We start from the raw sequence: 25,333 nt of genomic DNA, 5'->3' as shown, positions 1-25,333 counted from the left end.
ATGCCGGTATTGCTGAACGTTGATCAGGCTGTACAGCTGTCTGAACTTATAGACGCCATCAACAAGACCGGACTGGATTGCAAGCTGCCAGAAGGCGTGAAAGAGCCTATGCCCCGGATTCGGGGCCTAGGCTCTTTGCTTTCTGCGGGCCCGGAAGAAATCAGCTTTCTATCCAATCCCAAGATGCAGGATCTGCTGCAGCAGACTGCCGCCGCGGTGGTGATTTTGACGCCGCAAGTCTACGAAGGTCTGGACGTTGAGCCCTCCTTTATCCCGGTTCTGTGCTCTCAGCCGTATTTGATGTATGCGCTGCTCGCACAGCGTTTTGATCAAGTGCGGATGGCTCAGTTGCCCACGGGTATTCACCCCAGCGCTGTGATTGATCCCAGTGCTGCATTGGGCGACGGTGTGTCGATCGGTCCATTTTGTGTGGTGGAGGCAGGCGTCAAGATCGGACGGGGCACCCGTTTGGGTGCGCATTGCGTGATTGGCGCAGGCTCTACCTTGGGGCAGGACTGTTTGCTGCATGCGCGCGTGACCCTGTATCACGAGGTGCATATTGGTGATCGCGCCATTTTGCACTCGGGTGTGGTGCTTGGTGCAGACGGCTTTGGCTTTGCTCCGGACCCCGTCAAGGGCCAGGGCGCCTGGGCCAAGATTGCGCAGATCGGTCACGTGCGGATTGGTGATGATGTTGAAATCGGAGCCAACACCACGGTGGACCGAGGAGCGTTGGACGATACGGTGCTGGCCAATGGGGTCAAGCTGGACAATCAGATCATGATCGGGCACAACGTGCAGGTCGGTGAACATACGGCCATGGCGGCCTGTGTGGGGGTGGCCGGCTCAACCCGGATCGGGGCGCGGTGCACGATTGCCGGGGCGGCCATGCTGTCCGGGCATCTGGTCTTGGGTGATGATGTGCACATCTCGGGCGGTACCGCCGTTACCTCCAGCATCAGCCAGCCCGGACGTTACACCGGAGTTTATCCCTTTGCGGGGCATCAGGACTGGCAGAAAAATGCTGCCGTGCTGGGGCAATTGAGCGGTTTGCGCCGTCGCCTGCGTTCCTTGGAACGGCAGCAGGCGGATGGAGCAAATGAATCATCTGAACATATCAATAAAAATTAAGCAGGACAGGACATGGAACTCGACATTCGACAAATTATGGATCGCCTTCCTCATCGTTACCCGATGTTGCTGGTGGATCGCGTTTTGGAACTGGTGCCTGGCAAGAGCATCGTCGCCATCAAGAACGTGTCGATGAATGAACCCTTTTTTACTGGCCACTTTCCGCACATGCCGGTTATGCCTGGGGTCTTGATCATTGAAGCCATGGCCCAGGCCGCCGCCTTGTTCTCGTTTACTGATCCTGAAGATCCGTACGCGAAAGTGGACAACAAGCTGGCTTACTATCTGGTCGGTGTGGATGGTGCGCGTTTTCGCAAACCCGTGATGCCGGGCGATCAACTGCGCCTGGAAGTGACGGCTGACCGCATCAGCCGCGCGTTGTGCAAGTACACGGGTCGCGCATTGGTGGACGGCCAAGTGGTCGCCGAAGCCAAAATCATGTGTGCTATCCGACAATTGGAAGAATAGTTTATGCGTATTCATGAAACGGCCATTATCGAAGCGGGCGCTCAGCTTGCCGATGATGTCGAGGTCGGGCCCTACAGCATCATTGGGCCCAATGTCACGATAGGGGCGGGCACCAAAGTAGGCCCGCACTGCGTGATAGATGGCGTGACCACGATCGGTCGCAACAACCATTTCTACCGTTTCTGCTCCATCGGGGGCATGCCGCAGGACAAGAAGTACGCCGGGGAACCCACTCGTCTGGAAATCGGCGATGGCAATATGGTTCGTGAATACGTCACCATTAACACCGGCACGGTGCAGGACGTGGGAGTGACCCGTGTTGGCAACGACAACTGGATCATGGCCTACACCCATATTGCGCACGATTGCCAGATCGGCAGTCATACGATTATTGCCAATAGTGTTCAGTTGGGCGGCCATGTGCATATTGGCGACTGGGCCATTCTGGGCGGCTTGACCGCCGTGCATCAGTTCGGTCGCATCGGTGCGCACAGCATGATTGGTGGCACCAGCTCGGTCCGTCAGGACATTCCTCCTTACGTGATCGGTGCAGGTGATCCATTCCGTCCAGTCGGTGTCAATAGCGAAGGCCTGGGTCGTCGTCACTTTTCTGCCGAAGCGATTTCGGCCGTCAAGGAAAGCTACAAGCTGCTGTACCGTCGTAAATTGACCGTCGAGCAGGCCGTTGAGCAGATGCAGGCCTTGCAGCAGGCGCAGCCCGACTGCCGGGCAGCGGTTCAGGTCATGATCGATTTTCTGAACGATTCCAGTCGGGGTATTTGCCGACCATGAGCAGCGCCTCCAGCCCAGTAGCGGCACGTTCAGGCGGGTCGGGGCAGACAGGGGTCAAGCAGGATTTGCGCATTGGGATGGTGGCGGGTGAGCCCTCTGGCGATTTGCTGGCGGCTCGCATCATTCAAGGCTTGCGCCAAGGCCATCCCGACTTGTGGGTAGAGGGCATAGGCGGACCCGAAATGGCGGCGCAGCAATTTCATCAGTTTTATCCCATGGATGCCTTGACGGTATTCGGTTATGTCGAGGCGCTGAAACGCATTCCCGGGCTGGTTTCTACCTACCTGGGCATGCGCAATCAGTGGTTGCGGCAACGCCCTGATGTGTTTGTAGGCATCGATGCCCCCGACTTCAACTTGCGTCTGGAACATCGTCTGCGTCAGGCCGGGGTTCCAACGGTGCATTTTGTGGGGCCCTCCATTTGGGCCTGGCGCTATGAGCGCATCCATAAAATCCGCGAAGCCGTGTCTCACATGTTGGTGCTGTTTCCTTTCGAGACCGAGATCTACGAGAAGGAAGGCATTCCCGTGACCTATGTGGGTCACCCCTTGGCGGCGAATATTCCCTTGCAGCCGGACAAGGCCGACGCGCGTCGGCGGCTGGGCTTGCCCGAGACAGGGCGTATATTGGGCGTCTTGCCTGGCAGCCGGTCTTCCGAGGTCAAGATGCTGTCACCCCGTTTTTTGCAGGCGGTGCAGATCTTGCAGGATCAGGAGCCGGATTTGATGATTCTGGTGCCCATGGTCAATCCTAAGCGCCGTCAGGAATTTGAGGAAGCACTGGCCCAACACCCCGTCCGTAACTTGCACATTATTGATGCCAATACAGCCGGTATTCGTCAGCCTGATTCGGAAGGCGTGGTTCGTCCACCCGCCTGGACGGTGATGGAAGCCAGTGACGCTGTGCTGGTGGCCAGTGGTACTGCCAGTCTGGAAACCGCCTTGTACAAGCGGCCTATGGTTATTTCATATGTGCTCAGCCCCATGATGGAGCGCATCATACGGTGGAAGTCTGGTCAGGACCGGCCTTATGTGCCTTGGGTGGGTTTGCCTAATGTGCTGGCTCGGGATTTTGTCGTACCTGAACTGCTGCAAGAAGACGCCGAGCCCAGGAAGCTGGCGCAAGAGTGCTGGAAAGCCTTGAGCGATCAGAGCTATGTGGCACATATCGAGCAAGTCTTTACCGAAATGCATTTGACCTTGCGTCGGGATACGCCCGCGTTGGCGGCCGAGGTCATTGTGAATATGGCGCGTGCATGAAGCAGCTGGATTTATTAGTCAGTAATGCCTCGGCGGGTTTGGTGGCGGGGCTGGATGAGGCAGGGCGTGGCCCTCTGGCAGGTCCCGTCTTTGCCGCTGCCGTGATTCTGGACCCGAGCAATCCCATTGAAGGCCTGAATGATTCCAAGAAGCTGACCGCCAAACGGCGTGAAGCCTTGGCGGTGTTGATCAAGGAAAGGGCGTTGGCCTGGGAAATTGCCAGCGCTAGTGTGGCGGAAATTGACGACATCAATATCTTGCACGCGGCCATGTTGGCGATGCAGCGAGCCTGCAATGGCCTGAGTGTCAAACCCGAACAGGCTTTGGTGGACGGCAATCGCATTCCCACTGGCCTGTGTTGCCCGGCAGAAGCCATCATCAAAGGTGACGCCAGCCATGCTGCCATTGCGGCTGCATCAATTTTGGCGAAAACAGCGCGGGATGCAGTCTGTCTGGAATTGCACCGAGACTATCCCGAATACGGTTTTGACCAGCACAAAGGCTATGGGACGGCCTTTCATCTGCAACGTTTGTCCCAGCACGGGCCGTGTCCCGAGCATCGTCGAAGTTTCGCGCCGGTACGCGCATCTCTAGTTAGGTAAGTTGAAGAAAATGAGGCTGATTGAATCCAAAGATAATGCGCTATTCAAACGAGTGCAGCGCCTGGCTCACGACAAACGCGAGCTGGATGGGGGCGATCAGCTGATTTGGTTGGAAGGCATCCATCTCTGCCAGATGTGGCTGGAGCGCCGTGGCTTGCCGGAACTGGCGGTGTTTGAAATGGATCGCCATTCGGACGAGCTGTTGGAACTGGCTCGTTTTTTACCGGGTCATCTCAGTGTGACGTTCAATGCCACGCTGATGAATGCGGTGTCCCAGGTAGGCCAGGGGCAAGGCGTGGGCTTTATTGTGCGTGTGCCGCGCGGGCAGGCGTGGACAGCGCCTGCTGGAAGTGCAGTCTTGCTCGATCAGGTGCAGGACCCCGGCAATGTGGGCACCGTACTGCGAACCGCCGTGGCGGTGGGCATGGAGGCGGTCTACTTGACGCCGGGCTGCGCCAGTGTCTGGTCCCAGAAGGTGCTGCGTAGCGCACAAGGCGCGCATTTTTCTATTCAGATTCATGAGCAGGTCGAGGGCCTGGAACTGCTTGAGAAAGCCGGCTTGCCGGTTTTGGTGACCTCTCTGGGGCCTGACACTCAAGACCTGTATGAATCTGCCTTGCCTGCACACGCAATATGGGTGTTTGGCAACGAGGGGCAGGGCGTCAGTCCTGCTTTGCTGGCCAAAGCCAGCCAGCGTTTGTTCATCCCCCAGGCGCCCGGGGTGGAGTCCCTGAATGTGGCCATTGCCACGGCGCTGTGTTTGTACGAACAGCGTCGCCAGCATAGAAAGTAATAGCGCTGCTGTGGGTGGGTGGCAGCGGCATGCTGCCTGCGTGGCCTGGGCAAGACGTGGGCTGAATTTGTCGTGGCACGGGTCGGACAGACAGCCTTGCAATCCCCCTCTCCACGACCTTGACGATGTCGCGTGTGGCGTGTCTTGAGGGGCTAAACAAGCGGTGATGACTCTGCCGTCCAGCGTGATGGGCATGCTCGCGCCTGAGAGCCGGGGCGAAGGCAGATCAGGGAGGTACATTCTGCCGTACATACGGCTGGTGCTGCGGGATAAGTGGGCCGGAGAAGGGTTAAATAAAAAAAGCCCGAGTTCGGTGAAACACCGACTCAGGCCTTACGCTCATTGCCGCTCCGCTTTGTTGCACTGCGGGCAAACGCTGGCGTCGACTTCAGTAAGAACGGCGGTCCAAACCGACATCATCCAGAATCTTGGTGGAGATTTCCTCAATCGATTTGGTCGTGGTCGACAACCAGGGGATGCCTTCCATGCGCATCAGGCGTTCTGCCTCGGCGACTTCCATGCGGCACTGCTCAATCGAGGCGTACTTGCTGTCGGGACGACGTTCATTGCGCACTTCGGACAGGCGGTCCGGATGAATGGATAAACCAAAGATCTTTTTTCGGTAGGGGGCCAGGGTGGCTGGCAGGGTGCCGCGCTGAAAGTCTTCCGGAATCAGCGGGTAATTGGCGGCCTTGACAGCGTACTGCATGGCCAAGTACAAGCTGGTCGGGGTTTTGCCGCAGCGTGACACGCCCACCAGAATCACATCGGCTTGTTCCAGGCCATTCACATACTGGCCATCGTCGTGGGCCAGGCTGAAGTTGATGGCTTCAATGCGGCTGTTATAGCGCTTGGACATGCCGCCCGAGTGCGAACGGCCTACGGAACGGCTGGATTTCACGCCCAGGGCACGCTCAATGTGTCGTACAAAGGCACCAAACAAATCCAGGAAAGTGCAGTTGGCCGCGCCAATGATGTGGGCCATCTTGGGGTCGACCAAGGTGCTGAACACCAGGGGCTGCTGACCCTGGTCCTGGGCACACTGATTGATGCGGTCTGCGACAGACTGGGCTTTCTCGATGGTGTCGATGAAGGGAATCCGGACGGCCTGAAATTCGAATTGAGCGAATTGCGACAGGACGGAGTTGCTGAAAGTTTCGGCGGTAATGCCCGTGCTGTCGGAAACGACAAAGACGGTACGCTCAATAGGAGAAGAAGACATGGAATAAGTCGTGCACAAAGCTCGGGAAACGGTACAATTTGCAAGATTACCATTTACCGCTCGAATCGGGGTATGGAAAGGCAGGTTTGCTTAAGACAGATTGCACAGACACCGCTGTGACGGTCCCTGTCTTAAGCAAACACGCTTTTTTTTCTATTCAAGGTGACTTATGTCTTACGTAATTGGTTTCGACAAGCTCCGCATGACGGACGTCGACACAGTAGGCGGTAAAAACGCCTCGCTGGGTGAAATGATCAGCCAACTGGCCGATGCCGGTGTGCGCGTGCCAGGTGGTTTTGCCACCACAGCCGAAGCATTCCGCGTTTTCCTGAAAAACAACGATCTGGACAAGCGCATTCAGCAGCGTCTGGACGCTTTGGATGCCGACGACGTTCGTGAACTGGCTGCGGCCGGTGCCGAAATCCGTCAGTGGATCATCGACACGCCGTTCCCGGCCGAGTTTGAAAAAGCCGTACGTGAGGCGTTTGCCGAGCTGGACGCTGACGGCAAGGGTTCCTTTGCCGTGCGTTCGTCCGCCACCGCCGAAGACTTGCCTGATGCTTCCTTTGCCGGTCAGCAGGAAACCTACCTGAACGTGGTGGGCATCGACGAGGTGTTGAGCAAGATTCACCACGTGTTTGCTTCCCTGTACAACGACCGCGCTATTTCTTACCGCGTCCACAAGGGCTACGCCCACGCTGAAGTGGCTCTGTCTGCGGGTATTCAGCGTATGGTGCGCTCGGACAAGGGCAGCGCCGGTGTGATGTTCACCCTAGACACCGAATCGGGCTTCAAGGACGTCGTTTTCCTGACTTCCTCCTACGGTCTGGGCGAAACCGTGGTTCAAGGTTCGGTCAATCCGGACGAGTTCTACGTGTACAAGCCAACCCTGGCTTCCGGTCACTACCCCATCATCAGCCGTCGTATCGGCTCCAAGCTGATCAAGATGGAATTTGACGAAAGTCGTACCACCGATCACGCTGTGCGTACCGTGGACGTACCTGTGTCCGAGCGCAATCGTTACTCCCTGAGCGACGAAGAAGTGATCGAACTGGCCCGTTACGCCACCATCATTGAAAAACACTACCAGCGTCCTATGGACATTGAGTGGGGCCGTGATGGCATCGATGGCAAGATCTACATCCTGCAAGCCCGTCCCGAGACTGTGAAGTCCCAGCAAGGCAGCAACGATGTGCAAGAGCGTTACCGCCTGAAAGCCACGGGCGAGGTACTGGTCACTGGCCGCGCCATTGGCCAGAAGATCGGCTCGGGTAAAGTCCGCATCGTGGCTGACGCCTCCGAGATGGATCTGGTCAAACCCGGCGACGTGCTGGTGACTGACATGACGGACCCCAACTGGGAACCCATCATGAAGCTGGCGTCGGCTATTGTCACCAACCGTGGCGGCCGTACCTGCCACGCTGCGATTATTGCTCGCGAACTGGGCATCCCCGCCGTGGTCGGTTGCAACAACGCCACCGACGTGCTGAAAGAAGGTCAGGAAGTGACGGTGTCGTGTGCGGAAGGCGACGAAGGCCGTATTTACGACGGTCTGCTGGAAACCGAGATCGAAGAAGTCAGCTGGGGCCAGATGCCCGAGATCGGTCTGAAAATCATGATGAACGTGGGTAACCCACAACTGGCTTTCGATTTCTCGCAAATCCCCAACGATGGTGTGGGTCTGGCTCGTCTGGAATTCATCATCAACAACAACATTGCCATTCACCCCAAGGCGGTTCTGGACTACCCCAATGTGGATAGCGACCTGAAAAAGGCGGTGGAATCGGCTGCTCGTGGCTACGCCAGCCCACGTGCTTTCTTCGTGGAGAAACTGGCTGAAGGTATCGCGACCCTGGCCGCTTCCTTCTACCCCAAGCCCGTCATTGTGCGTTTGTCGGACTTCAAGTCCAACGAATACCGCAAGCTGGTGGGTGGTTCGCGCTACGAGCCCGAGGAAGAGAATCCCATGCTGGGCTTCCGCGGTGTGGCTCGCTACCTGTCCGAAGACTTCGCAGAATGCTTCAAGATGGAATGTGAAGCCCTGAAGAAAGTGCGTGACGAAATGGGTCTGACCAACGTCGAGATCATGGTGCCATTTGTGCGTACCCTGGGTCAGGCAGAGCGTGTGGTTGATCTGCTGGCTTCCCACGGTCTGGCTCGTGGCGAAAACGGTCTGCGCCTGATCATGATGTGCGAAGTACCTTCCAACGCCATTTTGGCCGACAAGTTCCTGCAATACTTTGACGGATTCTCCATCGGTTCCAACGATATGACTCAGTTGACTTTGGGTCTGGATCGCGACTCCGGTATGGAACTGCTGGCTGCCGACTTCGACGAGCGCGACGAGGCGGTGAAGTTCATGCTGAGCCGTGCCATCAAGGCATGTCTGGCCCAGAACAAATACGTTGGTATTTGCGGCCAAGGCCCCAGCGACCATCCTGATCTGGCCAAGTGGCTGAGCGAAGAGGGCATTATTTCGCTGTCGCTGAACCCTGACACGGTTGTGGACACCTGGCAGCGTCTGGCCAAGGCTTAAGTCCTGATTCCTGCCAGCGTCTGCCTGGCAGGGTGCTGGCGGAGGCCAGTGGCTAAGCGCCACAACAACACCCCGGTGTGCAATAGGCACACCGGGGTGTTGTTGCATCTTGGGGCAGGGTTATCTTGGTTGCGGCACCCGGCCGATCTGGGATTTGCTTGCTGGCGGCTGGACCTCTGTGCGTCACTTCACTTTTGTCTTAGCCGCTCCTTCGACGTTGCGAAACGTCTCTGTACGTCGCTACGGTTTTTCAACGCGCAGTTCGCGAACACGGACTCGATCAGTCCTAGAAGGGGCAGTTTCGTATAGATCCGGACAGGGTAGAGGGAAGGGGGCCCCCCTTGGCTGGGCAGCCTTCGTGCAGAGGGCGGGCTCGCTGTGTGGCGTGCGTGTGCCGGGTTGGCGGCGCAAAGACGCTGCGGGTGGTGCAGCGTAGTCGGGTAGGTTTCCAGGAAGCCAGTGTCTTAACTGGCTGGGTCCAGCTGATAAACGTGCAGGAACATATCCAGAATGTGTTCGGTTTCGTTTTGAATGCGCTCTTCGCTCCAGGGCTCCATGGCTCCCATGAGCAGCAGCACAATCTCGCCCTCACTCAGGCAGCGAAAGTGTTCCACCATTAAGGTGGGGTCCAGCTTGCGCAGGGTGCCGCGTTCAATGTGGCGGGCAAAAAAGCACTTCACCCCATCCCAAATCTGGTCGTCCAGCATGTCCATGAAGCGCTTGCCAATATCGCTATGGCCACCTACCGAAACCACGATACGTAGTAGTTGAGCCGTTTGCTTCGAGTACAGATTGCTCAACATGGGAAGCAGGAAACGCCGCAACTCCTCGCGTATATCCCCTTCACAGTCAAGCTTGGTCAGGACCTGCTCGGTAAATCTCTGGGCTCCCGTCAGCAGGACAGCCAGCAAGAGGTCTTCTTTGGAGGGGAAGTAATTGTAGAGCGTGCCCTTGGAACCGCCTGCCAATGCGGCGATTTGGGACATGGACGTAGCCTCAAAACCATTCTCACGAAAAACCTCGGAAGCGACTTCCAGGATTTTGTCGCGGCGTTCGCGCCCCTTTCGAGTCGCACGTTGGGATTTTCGGGGAACATCGTCATGCATAGTGGCAGGCAGAAAGGAAGTGAACAGGACAAAGTCAGCATCATACCGTATCAATGGCTGTTGTGCTGCTGCCCTATTTCGATCGTTAAGGGAAGGCAAGACTAACGTCCCGATTTTACGCCATGCACCACGCAAAGACGTATTTCTTTGCGTCAGTCTTTGATCTGCTACCCATTCAGGCCTCTAAAAACAGCACGGGTCCTTGGCGGTCCACAAGCTCGTCTGGCTGAGTGACCCAGATCGTGTTTGCGTATCGCTATAGTCCTTATCTGTTTTGATTTAAAGTATAAGGCGACGGTTCTGATACTCTCTTTGCTTGAGGTAAGTCCCAAGGAGTTTTGGATGTCTACTACGCAGCCGTATCAAGTGGTAATCGTTGGGGGTGGGGCAGGTGGGCTGGAGCTGGCCGCCAAGCTGGGGCGTCAGTTCGGGCGCCAGCATATCTTTTTGGTCGATAAAGACAGCGACCATATCTGGAAGCCGTCCTTGCATGAGGTTGCTGCGGGCACCTTGGATATTCATCGCGAGGGCCTGTCGTATTTCATGCTGGCGCGCGATTGTGGCTTTACCTTTATTCAAGGTGAGATGACCGGCATAGACCGTGCCCGACGCACGATCACGCTGGCCCCGGTTCTGGGGCCCGATCATGACGAGGTCTTTCCCGAGCGCACCTTGAGCTACGGCACCTTGGTGATGGCTGTGGGTAGCAAATCGAATTTTTTCAATACGCCGGGCACCCATGAGCATGCGCTGGCGCTGGACTCGACACATCAGGCCGAGCGTTTTCGTTTGAAGTTGCTCAATGAACTGATCAGTGTGACCCGTCGCGCGCAGCGAGAACCGGGGGCGCCACTCTATATCAATATTGTGGGGGGCGGGGCAACCGGGGTGGAACTGGCCGCTGAGCTGCTCGAAGCTCGTGCGGATTTGAGTATTTACAGTATTCCAGGCAGCAGTTCTGACCGCGAGGTGTGCATTACCCTGCTGGAAGGTGCCGATCGTATTCTTTCAGCCTTGCCGCCCAAACTGTCTGCCACCGCGCAAAGTTTGCTGGCGCAGCGTGGCGTGGCCGTGCGTACCTCGGTCAGGGTCAGCCGAGTGGCCGCTGATTACATTGAGGACGCGCAAGGGGGGCAATATCCCAATGATCTCTGCGTCTGGGCGGCTGGAATTGAAGCCCCCGCCTTTTTGGCGCAGTTGGGTCTGCCCGTTAACCGAATCAATCAACTGGTGCTCGATGCCTGCCTGGCCACGCCGGACCCTTACATCTGGGCCTTGGGAGACTGCGCACAGGTGCCATGGGACAAAGAGGGTCAGTTTTTGCCTGCCCGTGCCCAGGTCGCTCACCAGCAGGCCAGCTATTTGCGCAAGCGGCTGGCGGCACGCATTCAGGGCAGGCCGGTTGATGAAGCGCCCTTTGTTTACAAGGATTATGGTTCGCTGGTATCGGTGGGCCACAGTCGCGGTGTCGGCAGCCTGATGGGGGTGCTGTCTGGCAAAAGCTGGTTTGTGGAAGGGCTGCTGGCGCGCATCATGTACATGAGCCTGCACCTGATGCATTACATGGCGATTTTGGGGTTTGCACGTACCGCAACCCTGGCTTTGGGCCGCTTGCTCAGCAAACGGGCCGCCCCTCGTGTTAAATTACATTGAGATTTAGAACAAAACGGGCTTTTCAGCCCGTTTTATTCATTTGTCTTACGGCGGGTGTCGTGTTTCATCAAGCGTTCTTGTTCGCGCTTCCAGTCTTTGTCGCGGGAGACATCACGTTTATCGTGCAGTTTTTTACCGCGCCCCAGACCGAAGTCCAGCTTGATACGACCTTTTTTGTAGTGGAGGTTCAGGGGAACCAGGGCGTAACCGCGCTGCTCAACCTTGCCGATCAGTTTACTGATCTCCTCGGCTTTGAGCAGCAGTTTACGGGTACGAGTCGCGTCGGGCCGGATATGGGTTGAGGCGGTGGGCAAGGCACTGACGTGCATGCCCAAAATAAACAACTCGCCCTCGCGCACGATGACATAGCTTTCTTTGAGCTGGACATGCCCAGCCCGGATCGCCTTGACCTCCCAGCCTTCCAGGACCAGACCGGCCTCAAAGCGCTCTTCGATAAAGTATTCGTGGGTAGCCTTGCGATTATCAACAATACTCATGAATTAATTGCCAACCATAGATTGTAAAATCAGAACATTCTATCTATTAACCAGACCTGATGCATACAGTAAAACGCTCCGTCCTTCTTCCTTATAGCTGCGAACAGATGTTTGACCTGGTTGCAGAGGTGGAAAAATACCCTGAGTTCATGCCTTGGTGTGGTGGTGCCAGTGTCAGCCAGCGCGACGAAAAGGGGATGGAAGCCTCAGTCACCATCAGCATCGCGGGTATTCGCCAGACCTTCACCACCCGTAACGAGCACGACTATCCTAACCGCATTGTGCTGCGCCTGGTCAAAGGGCCGTTTTCTGCCCTGACGGGGGACTGGCAGTTTACGCCTTTGGGGGAAGACGGGTGCAAGATCGTGTTCACCATGGAGTACGAGTTTTCCAGTCGCGCCCTGGAGATGGTGGTCGGTCCCATTTTCAACCGTGTTGCCAACAGTTTCATCGACTCCTTCACCCGTCGCGCACAAGAGGTGTACGGTGACTGAATTATCCGTTAGCGTTGTGGTGGCAACCCAGGCCCAGGTCTGGAAAGCCGCCTTGCGCTTGCCGGCTGGCAGTTGTGTGCGTGACGCTTTGCTACAGGCCGGTATTGCGCAAGGATTGCGTGAATGTGGCTTGCCGCCCCTGGATGAGGCGTCGAGCCTGGAGGGCTTGAAGGTCGGCGTCTATGGCCAGCGCTGTCAGCTCGATCAGGTGTTGCGTGATCAGGATCGCGTTGAGATCTACCGTGAACTGGTCTTTGACCCCATGGACTCCCGCCGCCGCCGCTATGCGCACAAGCTGGCGGCTCGCGCTGCTGCCCGACCCCGCCGCAAGCCCGTCCGCGCCTAGTTCTTCTGCGCCTGCGCGTCAGGCCGCTACTTTCGGCTAGACTGTCGCCTCCTGCCTTGCACTGCCCCCTATGAAACGGCTGATTGTCATCAGCACGACAACTAAAGGGGGCAGCTCGCATTATGGTGGGTAAAAATAAGGAGACGGACATGATACTGACAGACGATCAGAACGCGTTTGCGCAAGCGGCTCGCGAGTTTGCGCAAGGTGAGCTGGCACCCCATGCGGCGCATTGGGACGAGGAACAGATTTTCCCGATCGAGGCCTTCCGTAAAGCGGGTGAATTGGGTTTTTGCGGCTTGTATGCTCCGGAGTCCATCGGCGGCCTGGGACTGGGGCGTCTGGAGTCCAGCCTGGTGTTTGAGGAAATGGCGGCGGTTGATCCCTCGACCACGGCATTTCTGACGATCCACAATATGGTGACCTGGATGGTTGGCACCTGGGGCACGGATGAGGTCAAGTCCCAATGGGGCGAACTGCTCAGCAGCGGACAGAAACTGGGCTCGTATTGCTTGACAGAGCCTGGTTCGGGTTCGGATGCGGCGTCGCTGCGTACCCGTGCCGAGCGTGACGGCAATGACTATCTGATCAGTGGCAGCAAGGCCTTTATTTCCGGAGCGGGCGATACCGATGTGCTGGTGGTGATGGCCCGTACCGGAGGCGACGGTCCCAAAGGCATTTCGGCTTTTGTGGTTCCTGCGGATGCGGCGGGTATTACCTATGGTCGCAAAGAACTGAAAATGGGCTGGAACAGTCAGTCCACGCGCGGCATTACCTTTGAGCGTGTGCGCGTTCCTGCCTCGGCCCTGCTGGGCCAGGAAGGCGAGGGCTTCAAACTGGCCATGAAGGGCCTGGACGGTGGGCGCATCAATATCGCCTGCTGCTCGGTAGGCGCCGCCCAAGGCGCTTATGATGCGGCCCGTCAGTATATGCAGGAGCGCCGCCAGTTCGGCAAGCCGCTGGATCAGTTTCAGGCGCTGCAGTTCAAATTGTCCGATATCCTGACCAGCGTTGTGGCTGCCCGCCAAATGGTGCGGCTGGCGGCCTCTCATCTGGACGCCGGTAGCAGCCAGGCCAGTACCTACTGCGCCATGGCCAAACGTATGGCCACCGATCTGGGTTTTCAGGCCTGCGTGGATGCGCAACAGCTGTTTGGCGGTTATGGTTACCTGAAGGATTATCCTGTCGAGCGTCTGGTGCGCGATACGCGGGTGCACCAGATACTGGAAGGCACCAACGAGATCATGCGTGTCATCATTGCACGACAAATCATTGATCTTGGAGCTGATATTCGATGACGGATTCTGTTTTGTTTGATCGCCTGCCCGGCCAGAACGGGAAGGCGATCGGTGTTGCTACGCTGAACCGCCCGCAAGCCCTGAATGGACTTAATCTGGAAATGTGCCAGCTGCTGTTCAAGCAGTTTCAGAAATGGGCGCAGGACGCCAGTATTGCCATGATCGTCTTGCGCGGTGCCGGAGAAAAGGCGCTGTGCGCAGGGGGCGATCTGCATTCGCTGTACGCCTCGATGCAAAAGAACCAGGGGGGCTCGGCCTGGAATAATGAGTACGCCCGCGAATTTTTCGATGTGGAGTACCGCCTGGACTATCTGATCCATACCTTCCCCAAGCCGATTTTGTGCTGGGGTGACGGTATCGTGATGGGTGGGGGCGTGGGCCTGTTCAACGGCGCCAGCCATCGTGTGGTGACAGATACCACGCGTTTTGCCATGCCCGAGATCTCCATTGGTCTGTTCCCGGATGTGGGCGGTACCTGGATGCTGTCGCATCTGCCTGCGGGGATCGGCCATTTCCTGGCCCTGAGCGGCGCGCAAATCAACGCCTCGGACTGCCTGTTCCTGGGCTTGGCGGATGCGTACTTGCCACGATCGCATTTCGACGCCTTGCTCAAGGCCCTGCAAGCCACGGATTGGTCTGATGAACGCGCTGCTCGTGACAGCAGCCTGCATCAGGTCCTGCGCACTCTGGCAGAGGGCGCTCGCCCCGATAGCGGCCCACTGGAGCAAAATTACGCCATGCTGCGTGATGTCTGCGCCAGCCGTGAATTTGAACGCATGACACAGGCTCTGCAGCAGTGGCAGGATAGTGCCGACCCCTGGCTGTCGCGTGCTGCACAAACCTTCGCCAAAGGGGCTCCTGGTTCGGCTCGCTTGTCCTTTGAGCTACTGGAGCGCGTGCACCACCTGTCCTTGGCCGATGTTTTCCGTCTGGAATACATCGTCTCGCTCCAGTGTGGTGTGCAAGGCGATTTCCAGGAAGGCATACGCGCACTGCTGATTGACAAGGACAAACAGCCACGCTGGAATCCGGCGTCGCTGGAACAGGCCGATGCCCGCTGGGTGGAACGCTTTTTTGTTCCGGCGTGGCCTGCAGACAGGACTCATCCCTTGGCTGACCTGTAAATTCAGGCAGACCGCTGCGGCGCCTGACGGCGCCGTTTTCATAATGACGAGGAGACAAAATGAGTAACACGATTGCATTTATCGGGCTGGGCCATATGGGCAAACCCATGGCGCTGAATCTGCTCAAAGCCGGTCATCGTTTGAAAGTCTTTGACCTGAATGCGGAAGCCATGAAGGAATTGCAGGCGGCGGGGGCGCAGGTGGGCGAGTCAGCCGCGCAAATCGCCAAAGAGGCACAGATGGTCTTTACCATGCTGCCCGCTGGCCGCCATGTTCGTCAGGTTTACGAGGGCGAGAACGGCTTGCTGCAGGCGGTGGCCCCGGGCACGGTGCTGGTCGATTGCAGCACGATTGATGCGCAAACCAGCCAGGATCTGGCGGCCAAGGCAGCCAAGCTGGGCTTGTTGATGCTGGATGCGCCTGTCTCCGGTGGTACGGGTGGCGCAATTGCCGGTACCTTGACCTTTATGGTTGGGGGTGAGGATCAGGCGCTGGAAAAGGCGCGTCCTTATCTGGATGCGATGGGCAAGAACATTTTCCACGCCGGTAAAGCCGGTGCGGGTCAGGTTGCCAAGATTTGCAACAATATGCTGTTGGGAATTTTAATGGCGGGTACCGCTGAAGCCTTGGCGCTGGGCGTTGCCCATGGTCTGGACCCTGCCGTGTTGTCGTCCATCATGGCGCGCAGCTCGGGGCGCAACTGGGCCACCGAACTGTACAACCCATGGCCCGGTGTCATGCCGGATGTGCCGGCCTCGCGTGACTATCAGGGGGGCTTTGCCACCGGTCTGATGCTCAAAGACCTGGGTCTGGCTGCGGATGCCGCCGTGAGCCAAAATAGCGCGACGCCGTTAGGCGAACTGGCCCGTAACCTGTTCGCCTTGCACGCGGCCCAGGGTCAGAATGCCGGACTGGATTTTTCCAGCATTCTTAATTTGTACCGTCAGAGGCGCTAAGTTCTGGGAGAGCGTAGGGCAGGGGCTGCAATTCCAGTGCCTGTCCTTGCTCCAGTTGAAACTGGCCTTGCTCCAGGTCCGCCAGTACCACTTCCATCAAGACATACAGACGCTGCTGCTGGGCCTGCCAGGCACGATTAATGATACGGGCGGCAACGATCGGCTCGGCCCCTCCCTCGGAAGGGACTAAGAATACGTCTGCTGCTTCCTGGCCTGCAGGGGGCGCATCCAGCCGGTCCGTGCGGGCGGCCATCATGCGACGCTTGATGGTGCCCCGATAGTGGCTGCGCGCCACGACCTCCTGGCCGGGATAACAGCCTTTTTTGAAGTTGATCCCGTCGATCAGGTCCAGGTTCAGGGTCTGGGGAATGAACAGGTCCTGCGTAGCGGCGCTGACCCAGGGCAAGCCCGCCAAAATATCTGCTGTTTCCCAACGGCCTTCAGAAGCCTGCGCGTTCGCAGCTTGCTGCGAAGAAATCCGCCAGTGCCGATTCATGCCCTCCAGCGTGCCGGGGGCTTGAATCAGGGTGTCGCCACCCTCGCGCTGCAAATTCCAGACGGCTTGGGCGGCAGATTGATCGGCCACACCATAAACCTGCAACTCGGTCAGGCTGATGGTGACCTTGCTGCGCAGCACGAACATGCGCAGGCGCTTGATCAGCGCTTCGCTGAGATCACGACGCACCAGAGCAAATACGGTGTCGGTCGCTTCGCGCCAGAGCACCAGGGTCGCCAGGCTGCGCCCTTTGGCGGTGCAGTAGGCGGCCAGACAGGCACGATCGGCACCCAGATGCTCCAGGTCATTGCTGACTTGGGCATGAAGAAAGGGGACGGCATCCGCTCCCTGAAACTGGAGGACGCACAAATCGGGCAAGGTGAACGAGAGAGGGGCAGACATTCCGGTCATGGCTGAGCGAAAGAATAAATTTAAACATCAATCATACCGTGGGTAGGGCCTGTTCCAGGCTCATATCCCCGCTGACAACAGGGCATGTGCGTGTTCGCGTGTTAAGGGGACGATCGGCGCACGTCATTTCCATGCCGCCTTGTGACACATCGTCAAGAACAGGCCGCCCCATTCTGTTTACAATAGCGCTCGCATGAAAAAAAACGTCAAAATCTTCTCTGCCCTGTTGGGCCTTGTGGTGGTTGCCGCCTGTGTTCTCGCGGGTGGCGCCTGGTATTGGGCCAAGAAGCTGCCCGTGAACATGGGTGCTGAACGCATTGATTATGTGGTCCCTGCCGGTTCAGGGCCGCGTGCGATTGCGCGCAGCATGCAGCAGGCTGGCATTGATATCCAGGAGGACGCCTTCGTCTGGATGGCGCGCCTGACGGGTCTGGATACCTCGCTGCAGGCCGGCGCCTATGAGGCGGTGCGTGGTGATACCCCCTGGACAGTGATGGAGCGGATGTCCAGCGGCAATATGCTGCAGACCCGCCTGACCATTCCGGAGGGGTGGACCTATCAGCGCATTCGTGACACGCTGGCGAACAACCCGCAGGTTCGACAGACCTTGGGCGAGGTCAGCGATGCCGATTTGTTAAGCCGCCTGGGTGTTGAAGTCGGACATCCCGAAGGTTTGTTTTACCCCGATACCTATGTCTTTGTTCCGGGTACGGCTGACGTGGATATCTTGCGACGCGGTTTTCTGGCCCAGCAGGAGCTCTTGGAGCAGTTATGGGCCGACCGTGATCCTGATTTGCCGTTGAAAACGCCTTATGAGGCGCTGATCATGGCCTCCATTGTGGAACGTGAGACGGGTCACAGCCAGGATCGGGCGCGAGTGGCGGGGGTGTTCATGAACCGCTTGCGCGTGGGTATGCCTTTGCAGACGGATCCGACGGTGATTTATGGAATGGGTTCAGCCTATGAGGGTCGTATCCGCAAGCGTGATTTGACAACCGATACGCCCTGGAACACGTACACTCGTGCGGGTCTGCCGCCCACTCCGATCGCCAGTCCGGGCAAGGCCTCCTTATTGGCGACTTTGCATCCGGAAAAGCACGATTTTTACTATTTTGTGTCGCGGGGTGACGGTACCAGCGAGTTCTCGGCCAATCTGGCGGCGCATAACCGGGCCGTGGCCAAGTACATTCTCAAGCGTTAGCGCCAGAGTGCAAGACAGGCCGGCGCTCGATGAAGGAAGGCCGGCCATGGCAGATCCTGTCCGACCGGGGCCGAGCTGGCGGCCTCTTACGCCAGCAAGCCGTGGCGCTGGGTAAATCCGCGCCAGAGGTCATGGACCTTGTTTGCCAGCTCTGGCAAGCCGGCATCGTTTCGGATCAGGTAGTCTTGCGGGGCACGCGCGATCCCCCATTCCGAGGAGTGCTGGCTGATGACCGGGTTGCCAGGGCGTTCAATATGCCATATCTCCCCGCCATTTTGACGGATGAAGTCGGCTTCGTTTTCGTAGCGAATATCTTTAATCAGCAGGCAGCGTGCCTGGCTCATATCCGGTAGCTGGTGGCTCGGTGCACGCAGGGGCAAGGCCTGACGGCGTTGCTCGAAGTCGGGATACTGCGACAGGACCCGGCTGCGCAGGTGTTCAACGGCCTGACGTGGACTGAGTCCCCAAAAGCTGTCCACACGGTCGGCTTGCTCGCCGTCCAACTGTTCGGCCGACAAGCCGTAAAGAGCGGGCAAAGCCAGGGCCCAGACCGAATAGTCCTGCGGTTTGCGAACCAGGGCGGCGCCTGGCCCGAACTTCAGCAGATGTTGGGCGCGGCGCAACCAGTGATCGGGATCGCGTTCGCGCATCCAGTCTGTTCCCAGCAACTGAAAGCACTGCCGCGGGGAGCGCTGCCATAGCGCGATAGGGACTTCTTTCAGGCTGTCGTCAGTCCAGGCCTGGGCGGGACTCAGGCCAAACAGCACCTCGCAGCCCATTTTGACAGGGTCGGCCAAGGCATAGGCAGCCAGTAAAGGGGTGTGGGCCAGCAAAAGATTGGCCACGGTATCTTTGCCTGAACGCGCTTTGGCGGCCAGCCCGATCAATAAGCTCACTTCATCATCCTTGGTAGTGGAGCAGGCATTTTACCGGTTCATATTACAATGTGCGCTGAGCCGTTCAGGCAAGGGAGACCATCTTGTCTTTCTGGCGTGAATCAGGCCTGTTGATGTGCAACCTTGAGGCAATACGGTGTCTGATAGTTTGACTTTTCTACCCTGGCAAATCGAGACGGCTCAGGCCTGGCTGGGTAATCGAGAGCGTTTTGCCCATGCCTGGCTGATCCATGGTCTGCCCGGTATCGGCAAGACGCAGTTCGCCCGGGCGGCTGGAGCCAGTTTATTGTGCGAGCAGCCTGTTCAGGGACTGGCTTGCGGCCACTGTCAGGCCTGTCAGTGGGTGCGTGGGGGCAATCACCCGGATTTGCGTCTGTTGCGTCCTGATGCGATTGCCTTGGAGGAGCAGGGACCCGACATGCAGGAGGGCGATCTGGCCAAGGACGCGGCAGCCCGTAAAAATCCGTCTCGGGAAATCCGGGTGGAGCAGTTGCGACAGTTGCAGCACTGGTTCAATACGGCCACGCATCGGGGAGGCTGGCGCGTCGCGGTCGTGTATCCGGCTCAGGCCTTGAATCTGGTGTCTGCCAATGCCTTGCTGAAGGTATTGGAGGAACCGGCCGATCGTACTGTTTTTTTGCTGGTGGCCGATGCCCCCGATCGACTGCTGCCAACGCTTGTCTCACGCTGTCGCCGCTTGCCTTTGCCGGTACCGGATGCTCAGCAATCGGTGCAATGGCTGCAGCAGCAGGGGCTAGAGCACGCATCTGATTGGTTGGCAGCCTGGGGGGGAGCTCCCTTAAAGGCGTTCAGCGCCAGTGAGGCGATGCAGGCGCCGTGTCCGGACTGGCTCAGTGCCTGGATCGAGGGTGTCTTGAAAGCTGGCCGTGAAGCGGACTTGTCGCTGGCCGATACGCTGGAAAAACTTCCGGTTCAGGAATGGGTCGATCATTGGCAACGTTTGTTCGTTGATATTCAGTTAAGTGGTTTTGCCCAGTCAGCGCGTTACTATCCCTCGTTGCAAAAACAGATTGATGCGCTGGCGGCTCAGGCCAATTCGGCGGCCCTTACCGAAGCGCTCAAATGGCTGGCCCAGCAAAAGGCGCTGGGCAATCATCCGCTCAATGCTAAATTGTTGGTTCATCATGCCTTGGACCGCTTGCACCAGGCATGTCGTCGTGTTTAAGAAAAGTACCTCTCATCATGTTTGTTGATTCGCATTGCCATCTTAACTTTCCCGAACTTGCTGAAAATCTGGACGCCATTCTGGATAAGATGCGTCAGAACCAGGTGGGCTGTGCGCTAGTGGTCAGCGTCGATATGGACGACTGGCCCGGTTTGATGGAGTTGGTCCGTCCGCATACCCATTTGTTTGCCTCGGTCGGTGTACATCCGGACTACGAAAAGGTGACCGAGCCCACCGTGCAGGAGCTGGTGACGCTGGCTCAGGACCCGAAAGTCGTGGCTATCGGAGAGACGGGCCTGGATTACTACCGTTTGCAAGAGCCGTTGGAATGGCAGCGCGAGCGCTTCCGTACCCATATACGGGCCAGTCGTGAATCGGGCCTGCCCTTGATTATTCATACGCGTTCAGCCAGTGAGGACACGATTGCGATCATGCGCCAGGAGCAGGCTCAGCTTGCGGGGGGCGTCATGCATTGCTTTACGGAAACCTGGGAAGTGGCGCAGGCGGCCCTGGACCTGAATTTCTACATTTCCTTCTCGGGCATCGTCACCTTCAAAAATGCCACCCAGCTCCAAGACGTGGCGCAACGGGTGCCGCTGGACCGCTTGCTGATTGAAACCGATTCGCCCTTTCTGGCTCCAGTTCCGTATCGAGGTAAAACCAATAATCCTGCTCTGGTCATTCATGTGGCCGAGAAGATTGCAGAATTGCGGGGTATTTCCGTCAAGGAGGTGGAAGAAGCCAGCACAGAGAATTTTTTCAGGTTATTCAATAAGGTACGGCTCTAAGTTAATCTGAATGAGAGATTCGTTTACTACTCTGCGGGATTGAGTAGAGCATAGCCAGCAGAACGTGGGATGCCTGTTGATTCTTAGGTAATTTGTCAAATAGTCAGGCTAAGTGATTGATTTTAAATAAGTAGTGCCTGTGTTTTCAGGATGGGGTGAACGCGGATAAGCCCTCGCTCCAGACGGAGCAATAGGCGGCGATATTGACAAACAAGGCAGCGCGGTCATGCTAGTCACGCACGGCTTTGACGGGCGTCTAGTGTCTGAGGCATTTCCAGATTTTTAAGACTATATTGATGTTTATTATCAATTGCTTAGCGGATTTATATGATCCTTTTTCTGAGAAAATACCTACTGCCAAGAGGGAACGGCTTGAGATTCGAAAGAGCTTGTTTTTCCGCTTCAATACCTCATCAAGCACCTTAAGAAAAGGACTTAAGTTAATGATTTTTAATAAAAAAGTAATAAGAAGGCCTGTTCTTTCCATGATGCTGCCTCTGGCCCTGCTGATGTCCACCTCTGTGCAGGCGCAGGAGCCTGAGTTGGAAAGCCGGAACTGGTATTTGGCGCTGGAAAATGATCGCCCCAACATCATTGAGCAGGAATTCATCAAAGGGGCGAACCCTAATGCGGTGGACTCCAAGGGCAATCCCTCTTTGATGCTGGCGATCCGCAACAAGTCCTGGAAAGTGGTGGATACCTTGCTGGCCAATCGCCAAACCAATGTGAACATCGAGAACGAGGCCCGTGAAACCCCCATGATGTATCTGGCCCTGATGGGGGAAACCGACCGTTTACGTGATTTGCAGGCACGAGGAGGGCAAGTGAACCGAGTGGGTTGGTCGCCCTTGCACTACGCAGCCTCTAAAGGTCATGAAGACACGGTACGCTACCTGCTGTCGCAAAAAGCGATTGTGAATGCGCCCGCACCCGACGGTACCAGTCCCTTGATGATGGCGGCCTTATCGGGCAAACGTGCGGTGGTGGATCTGTTATTGGCGGCCGGTGCAGACCCAGGCATGCAAAATGCCCAGGGTTTGAGCGCTGCAGACTGGGCGCGTTCAGCCAACCACGATCAATTGGCCGCCTATCTCGAACAGACGCTTGCCCGCAAGGCCGGCTCGACTCCTCCTCCCGCAGGATCATCTTCGGGAGAGAGTGTACAGACCTATGGTGTGCCCGAACGCGTGGAGCAGCCCGATCTTAATCGGGTCCAGACTGTCACGGTCGAGCCTGCCGCTTCGCCTGCGGCGGACAGTACAAGTTCTGCTCCCGCCGCTTCCAGTGGTACCAGTCGTTACTTTGATCTGGATCGTTTCGACAAGCCCGTTCAGCCTTAAGCCTTGGGCAATAAAAAAGGAGCCTTCAAGGCTCCTTTTTGCTGAGACGGCGAACTTGTAAGGCTTGCTGGTGCTGATCCCACCGTTTTCTGTTGTACCTGTGCGTGTCGATTTGCTTTGTAAAAGCGATCAGGCCACCCGGCACTTCTGGCCGTGTCGGTTACGCGCTTGTTTGATGTGCTCTGCTTGGCTGGGAGGCCTGGACAAAACGGTGGAAACCCTGCAGATACGTGCTCAGCAGGTTCAGGGTGTGCTCATCGTGTAACGTGCCCGCTGCGTCAAAGGAGTTCTGTGCGCGAGACACCATCAAAGAGCCCCCGCTGTAGAGGGACACGCCCAACATTTTCAGTGTGGGCAGCCAGGCCGCCTGGGATGAAATCGTGCCAAATCCCCCCATGGAGGCACCGATCAACCCCGTTAAACGTTCTGAGAAAATGGCGTTCCTATCAGTGCGTGACAGCCAGTCAATGCCGTTCTTGAACACGCCGGGTATGCCATTGTTGTATTCGGGGGTGACCAGAAGGAGCGCGTCTGCATTCAGAATTTTTGCTTTCAAGCTCAGTACCGCCTCTGGAATGCCGTTGCTGCTTTCGAGATCACCGTCATACAGGGGGATGCCGTGCAAGGTTGCCACTTCAACCGTCATGCCCTGAGGGGCCTGGGCTTGGGCTGCATGAGCCAAGGCGGTATTGAAAGAGCCCTGGCGCAGGCTCCCAGAGAGGGCCAGCACACGACAAGGCCTATCTGAACTTACGACGTCCCTGGTCTCACGCAGCGCTTCGCTGAGTTGATCAATGACCTGAATCCATTCGGGCGCATCCTGCAGGCGTTTTTCCCGAATGAAATCCGCCTGGGAGGCATCCCAAAAAGGGGCATCCGCCAGCAGGACGTCGTTGGGCAAGGGGCGGTGTTCGTTCAGAAAGCGGGCAATCGCCTCAGGTGAGTTCGGCAAGCCCAATTGGGCAAACAGGTCGTGAAAGCGGAACAAATTATCAGACATGATGGCGGGACCAGGTAAAGAGGGGACAGGGCGCTGGCAGCAGGCTGGGTTTCGGATCGGCAGGGCAGCGATGCCGGGCTTGGGGTAGCGTGCAACAGCGTGTGGGCTAGGACAGGCGGCCAGAGGAAGGCCGCCTTTCTGCTCAGTCAAGCGGTTTGGCTAGTTGGCGGGCAGATAGTCGGGGCGCAATATGCCTTTCAATTGGGAGTAAGGCAGCAAGAACTCAGGCTGACCGAAGGAATAGGGGGCGATCTCATAGGGGTTGTACTTCACCAGCAGCCCCTGGTCCGTCAGCGCAACATTCTGAGCGGGCTGGAAAGGCCACATTCTGTCCCAGCCGGCGCGATCCTCGCGCGCTTCGCTCAGGCCGGAGAGCCAGTTCTGATGGGCTTGACGTACCAGTTCCTGGAAAGGTTTGATCTTGCCTGGGGCGATAATACGATCCAGGGGCAGGGCCATTTTCAGGCGATTGTCCCAGTTGATGAACTGCGTGGCCGTAATACCGTGAGCGGCACCGGTCATGTAAATGCCTGAACTTAGCTCTACAACGGTCAGATCGCGGTTGCGGTAGCGCGTACGGGCTGACAGATGAACTTCATCGCGATGATTGGCCGTGGCCCAGTAGTAGTTCTCGAACTCTTTCAAACCACGATAACCGGGATGGCGGTCGGTGATGACGGTCATGTGTGCCAGGCTTTCATCGACCAGCCCGGTTAGCTCAGGATTACCGGGGAAAATCAGGGATTTGACTTCCAGGCGCGGGCATTCGCCGGTACAGCCAGGCTTGATGTGCTTGTAGTTCAGGGATTGGGTAAAGACACCGTCTTTTTCCGTCTGATCCTGGGTTTGCGTGGGGATCAGGGAAATATTGGAGCTTGGCGTGCTGGAGCACGCCGACAGAGCCAGGGTTGTCAGGCCAATAAGCAGCAGCTGATAAGGGCGCTGTAAGGTCATGGAGTCGTAGTCCTATCGAATGGTTTTGGAGTCTTGGCCAAAAAGGATTTGACGGGCTTTCGCATCATGGACGGGAGAGCCTGGGTTGATTGTCTCGACCAGTGCGTAGGCACGACCCGTAGCTGGTCGTTCGGCAATACGCTGGAACCAACGCTTCAAATGGGGAAAGTCGTCCAGGTTCTGGCCTTGGCGCTCATGCGAGACAATCCAGGGGTAACTGGCCATGTCCGCAATGGAATAGTCTCCGGCGATAAAGTCGCGCTGCGCCAGATGCTTGTTGAGCACGCCATAGAGGCGACCTGTCTCACGCACATAACGATCTATCGCATACTCGATTTTTACCGGGGCATACACATTGAAATGATGGTTCTGACCGGCCATGGGGCCCAGCCCTGCCATTTGCCAGTAGAGCCACTGCAAGGTTTCGGTGCGGATGCGCAAGTCTGCGGACAGGAATTGTCCGGTTTTTTCGGCCAGATACTGCAAGATGGCGCCTGACTCAAACAAGGAGATGGGCGCGCCGCCGTCTTGCGGAGCGTGGTCGACAATGGCGGGAATGCGATTATTGGGGGCGATACGCAGGAACTCGGGTTTGAACTGGTCGCCCTGAGCAATATTGACGGGGTACAGGGTGTAAGGCAGACCGGACTCTTCCAGAAACATCGTGATTTTATGTCCGTTGGGAGTGGTCCAGTAATACAGGTCGATCATGGGTTCTCCTGGCTGAATGAAGATGCGGGCCTGTTTGCCGCAAGCAGGCCGGATGACGGGGCCGGCAGCGCTG

The 25,333-nt window shown here is 57.3% G+C and carries 25 protein-coding genes; 17 read left to right on the top strand and 8 right to left on the bottom strand.

The features are described 5' to 3' along the window. From lpxD to VF694_RS00770, 6 genes are all read left to right on the top strand, one after another. Entirely contained in the window at nt 1–1,131 is a 1,131-nt protein-coding gene (gene lpxD, locus VF694_RS00795; RefSeq protein WP_003799756.1) for a UDP-3-O-(3-hydroxymyristoyl)glucosamine N-acyltransferase, read from the top strand. 12 nt (nt 1,132–1,143) lie between these two features. Next, entirely contained in the window at nt 1,144–1,599 is a 456-nt protein-coding gene (fabZ, locus tag VF694_RS00790) for a 3-hydroxyacyl-ACP dehydratase FabZ (RefSeq protein WP_003799758.1), read from the top strand. Between the two features lie 3 nt (nt 1,600–1,602). Then, on the top strand, nt 1,603–2,391 hold the full coding sequence (lpxA, locus tag VF694_RS00785; RefSeq protein WP_131070604.1) for an acyl-ACP--UDP-N-acetylglucosamine O-acyltransferase: 789 nt from the start codon (nt 1,603–1,605) through the stop codon (nt 2,389–2,391). 77 nt (nt 2,392–2,468) lie between these two features. After that, nucleotides 2,469–3,650 carry a lipid-A-disaccharide synthase gene (lpxB, locus tag VF694_RS00780; protein WP_242633113.1) on the top strand — a complete coding sequence of 394 codons (1,182 nt, stop codon included), beginning with the start codon at nt 2,469–2,471 and terminating at the stop codon, nt 3,648–3,650. Beyond that, nucleotides 3,647–4,252: a ribonuclease HII gene (rnhB, locus tag VF694_RS00775; protein ID WP_131070602.1), complete on the top strand. Its 606-nt coding sequence runs from the start codon at nt 3,647–3,649 to the stop codon at nt 4,250–4,252. Before lpxB ends, rnhB begins: the two co-directional genes overlap by 4 nt. A gap of 10 nt (nt 4,253–4,262) precedes the next feature. Further along, nucleotides 4,263–5,045: a TrmH family RNA methyltransferase gene (locus VF694_RS00770; protein ID WP_131070601.1), complete on the top strand. Its 783-nt coding sequence runs from the start codon at nt 4,263–4,265 to the stop codon at nt 5,043–5,045. 388 nt (nt 5,046–5,433) lie between these two features. Here the strand turns inward: VF694_RS00770 and ppsR are convergent, their stop codons facing one another. Beyond that, nucleotides 5,434–6,267, bottom strand: a complete 834-nt coding sequence (gene ppsR, locus VF694_RS00765; RefSeq protein ID WP_003799769.1) for a posphoenolpyruvate synthetase regulatory kinase/phosphorylase PpsR — start codon at nt 6,265–6,267, stop codon at nt 5,434–5,436. Nucleotides 6,268–6,436: 169 nt separating this feature from the next. Here ppsR and ppsA point away from each other — a divergent pair, with 169 nt between their 5' ends. Beyond that, nucleotides 6,437–8,803, top strand: coding sequence for a phosphoenolpyruvate synthase (gene ppsA / locus VF694_RS00760; RefSeq protein ID WP_003799770.1), 2,367 nt, complete (start codon nt 6,437–6,439; stop codon nt 8,801–8,803). 464 nt (nt 8,804–9,267) lie between these two features. On the opposite strand, the gene VF694_RS00755 is transcribed toward ppsA, so the two are convergent. Further along, entirely contained in the window at nt 9,268–9,909 is a 642-nt protein-coding gene (locus tag VF694_RS00755) for a TetR/AcrR family transcriptional regulator (protein WP_440163528.1), read from the bottom strand. Nucleotides 9,910–10,251: 342 nt separating this feature from the next. Here VF694_RS00755 and VF694_RS00750 point away from each other — a divergent pair, with 342 nt between their 5' ends. After that, nucleotides 10,252–11,562 carry an NAD(P)/FAD-dependent oxidoreductase gene (locus VF694_RS00750; protein ID WP_059317600.1) on the top strand — a complete coding sequence of 437 codons (1,311 nt, stop codon included), beginning with the start codon at nt 10,252–10,254 and terminating at the stop codon, nt 11,560–11,562. A gap of 32 nt (nt 11,563–11,594) precedes the next feature. On the opposite strand, the gene smpB is transcribed toward VF694_RS00750, so the two are convergent. Next, nucleotides 11,595–12,059, bottom strand: coding sequence for an SsrA-binding protein SmpB (gene smpB / locus VF694_RS00745; protein WP_003799781.1), 465 nt, complete (start codon nt 12,057–12,059; stop codon nt 11,595–11,597). Between the two features lie 59 nt (nt 12,060–12,118). Between smpB and VF694_RS00740 the strand changes: the two genes are divergently transcribed. From VF694_RS00740 to mmsB, 5 genes are all read left to right on the top strand, one after another. Beyond that, the gene (locus tag VF694_RS00740; protein WP_003799783.1) at nt 12,119–12,553 is read left to right on the top strand and encodes a type II toxin-antitoxin system RatA family toxin; all 435 of its coding nucleotides are present in this window, start codon (nt 12,119–12,121) and stop codon (nt 12,551–12,553) included. Then, nucleotides 12,546–12,899, top strand: a complete 354-nt coding sequence (locus VF694_RS00735; protein ID WP_003799785.1) for an RnfH family protein — start codon at nt 12,546–12,548, stop codon at nt 12,897–12,899. Before VF694_RS00740 ends, VF694_RS00735 begins: the two co-directional genes overlap by 8 nt. Nucleotides 12,900–13,048: 149 nt before the next feature. Continuing rightward, complete coding sequence (locus tag VF694_RS00730; protein ID WP_003799787.1) at nt 13,049–14,197, top strand: acyl-CoA dehydrogenase family protein; 1,149 nt, start codon at nt 13,049–13,051, stop codon at nt 14,195–14,197. Beyond that, a complete protein-coding gene (locus tag VF694_RS00725) occupies nt 14,194–15,321 on the top strand; it encodes an enoyl-CoA hydratase/isomerase family protein (RefSeq protein WP_440163527.1) in 1,128 nt (375 codons plus the stop codon). The genes VF694_RS00730 and VF694_RS00725 overlap by 4 nt, the downstream gene beginning before the upstream one ends. A gap of 59 nt (nt 15,322–15,380) precedes the next feature. Beyond that, the gene (gene mmsB, locus VF694_RS00720; RefSeq protein ID WP_059317604.1) at nt 15,381–16,277 is read left to right on the top strand and encodes a 3-hydroxyisobutyrate dehydrogenase; all 897 of its coding nucleotides are present in this window, start codon (nt 15,381–15,383) and stop codon (nt 16,275–16,277) included. Here mmsB and ygfZ read toward each other — a convergent pair. Further along, nucleotides 16,252–17,175, bottom strand: coding sequence for a CAF17-like 4Fe-4S cluster assembly/insertion protein YgfZ (ygfZ, locus tag VF694_RS00715; RefSeq protein WP_440163526.1), 924 nt, complete (start codon nt 17,173–17,175; stop codon nt 16,252–16,254). The two genes, mmsB and ygfZ, sit on opposite strands and share 26 nt — an antisense overlap. A gap of 202 nt (nt 17,176–17,377) precedes the next feature. Here ygfZ and mltG point away from each other — a divergent pair, with 202 nt between their 5' ends. Next, nucleotides 17,378–18,385, top strand: coding sequence for an endolytic transglycosylase MltG (gene mltG, locus VF694_RS00710; RefSeq protein ID WP_440163525.1), 1,008 nt, complete (start codon nt 17,378–17,380; stop codon nt 18,383–18,385). 86 nt (nt 18,386–18,471) lie between these two features. On the opposite strand, the gene VF694_RS00705 is transcribed toward mltG, so the two are convergent. Then, the gene (locus VF694_RS00705) at nt 18,472–19,281 is read right to left on the bottom strand and encodes a hypothetical protein (RefSeq protein WP_003799796.1); all 810 of its coding nucleotides are present in this window, start codon (nt 19,279–19,281) and stop codon (nt 18,472–18,474) included. Between the two features lie 136 nt (nt 19,282–19,417). Here VF694_RS00705 and holB point away from each other — a divergent pair, with 136 nt between their 5' ends. From holB to VF694_RS00690, 3 genes are all read left to right on the top strand, one after another. After that, nucleotides 19,418–20,467, top strand: a complete 1,050-nt coding sequence (gene holB, locus VF694_RS00700; RefSeq protein WP_003799797.1) for a DNA polymerase III subunit delta' — start codon at nt 19,418–19,420, stop codon at nt 20,465–20,467. A gap of 17 nt (nt 20,468–20,484) precedes the next feature. Then, nucleotides 20,485–21,255: a TatD family hydrolase gene (locus tag VF694_RS00695; RefSeq protein WP_059317606.1), complete on the top strand. Its 771-nt coding sequence runs from the start codon at nt 20,485–20,487 to the stop codon at nt 21,253–21,255. A gap of 485 nt (nt 21,256–21,740) precedes the next feature. Further along, the gene (locus tag VF694_RS00690; protein ID WP_003799799.1) at nt 21,741–22,595 is read left to right on the top strand and encodes an ankyrin repeat domain-containing protein; all 855 of its coding nucleotides are present in this window, start codon (nt 21,741–21,743) and stop codon (nt 22,593–22,595) included. Nucleotides 22,596–22,755: 160 nt separating this feature from the next. On the opposite strand, the gene VF694_RS00685 is transcribed toward VF694_RS00690, so the two are convergent. From VF694_RS00685 to VF694_RS00675, 3 genes are all read right to left on the bottom strand, one after another. Continuing rightward, entirely contained in the window at nt 22,756–23,595 is an 840-nt protein-coding gene (locus VF694_RS00685; RefSeq protein WP_003799800.1) for a DUF2789 family protein, read from the bottom strand. Between the two features lie 159 nt (nt 23,596–23,754). Continuing rightward, on the bottom strand, nt 23,755–24,549 hold the full coding sequence (locus tag VF694_RS00680; RefSeq protein ID WP_003799801.1) for an RsiV family protein: 795 nt from the start codon (nt 24,547–24,549) through the stop codon (nt 23,755–23,757). Nucleotides 24,550–24,561: 12 nt separating this feature from the next. Continuing rightward, nucleotides 24,562–25,260 carry a glutathione binding-like protein gene (locus tag VF694_RS00675; RefSeq protein ID WP_059317607.1) on the bottom strand — a complete coding sequence of 233 codons (699 nt, stop codon included), beginning with the start codon at nt 25,258–25,260 and terminating at the stop codon, nt 24,562–24,564. Nucleotides 25,261–25,333: the final 73 nt, after the last annotated feature.

The sequence above is a fragment of the Alcaligenes sp. Lyrl_28 genome (assembly GCF_051948705.1).
Lineage (GTDB): Bacteria > Pseudomonadota > Gammaproteobacteria > Burkholderiales > Burkholderiaceae_B > Alcaligenes > Alcaligenes ammonioxydans.
The sequence above is the reverse complement of the archived record's forward strand: the minus strand, read 5'-3'. Positions and strand labels throughout refer to the sequence as shown.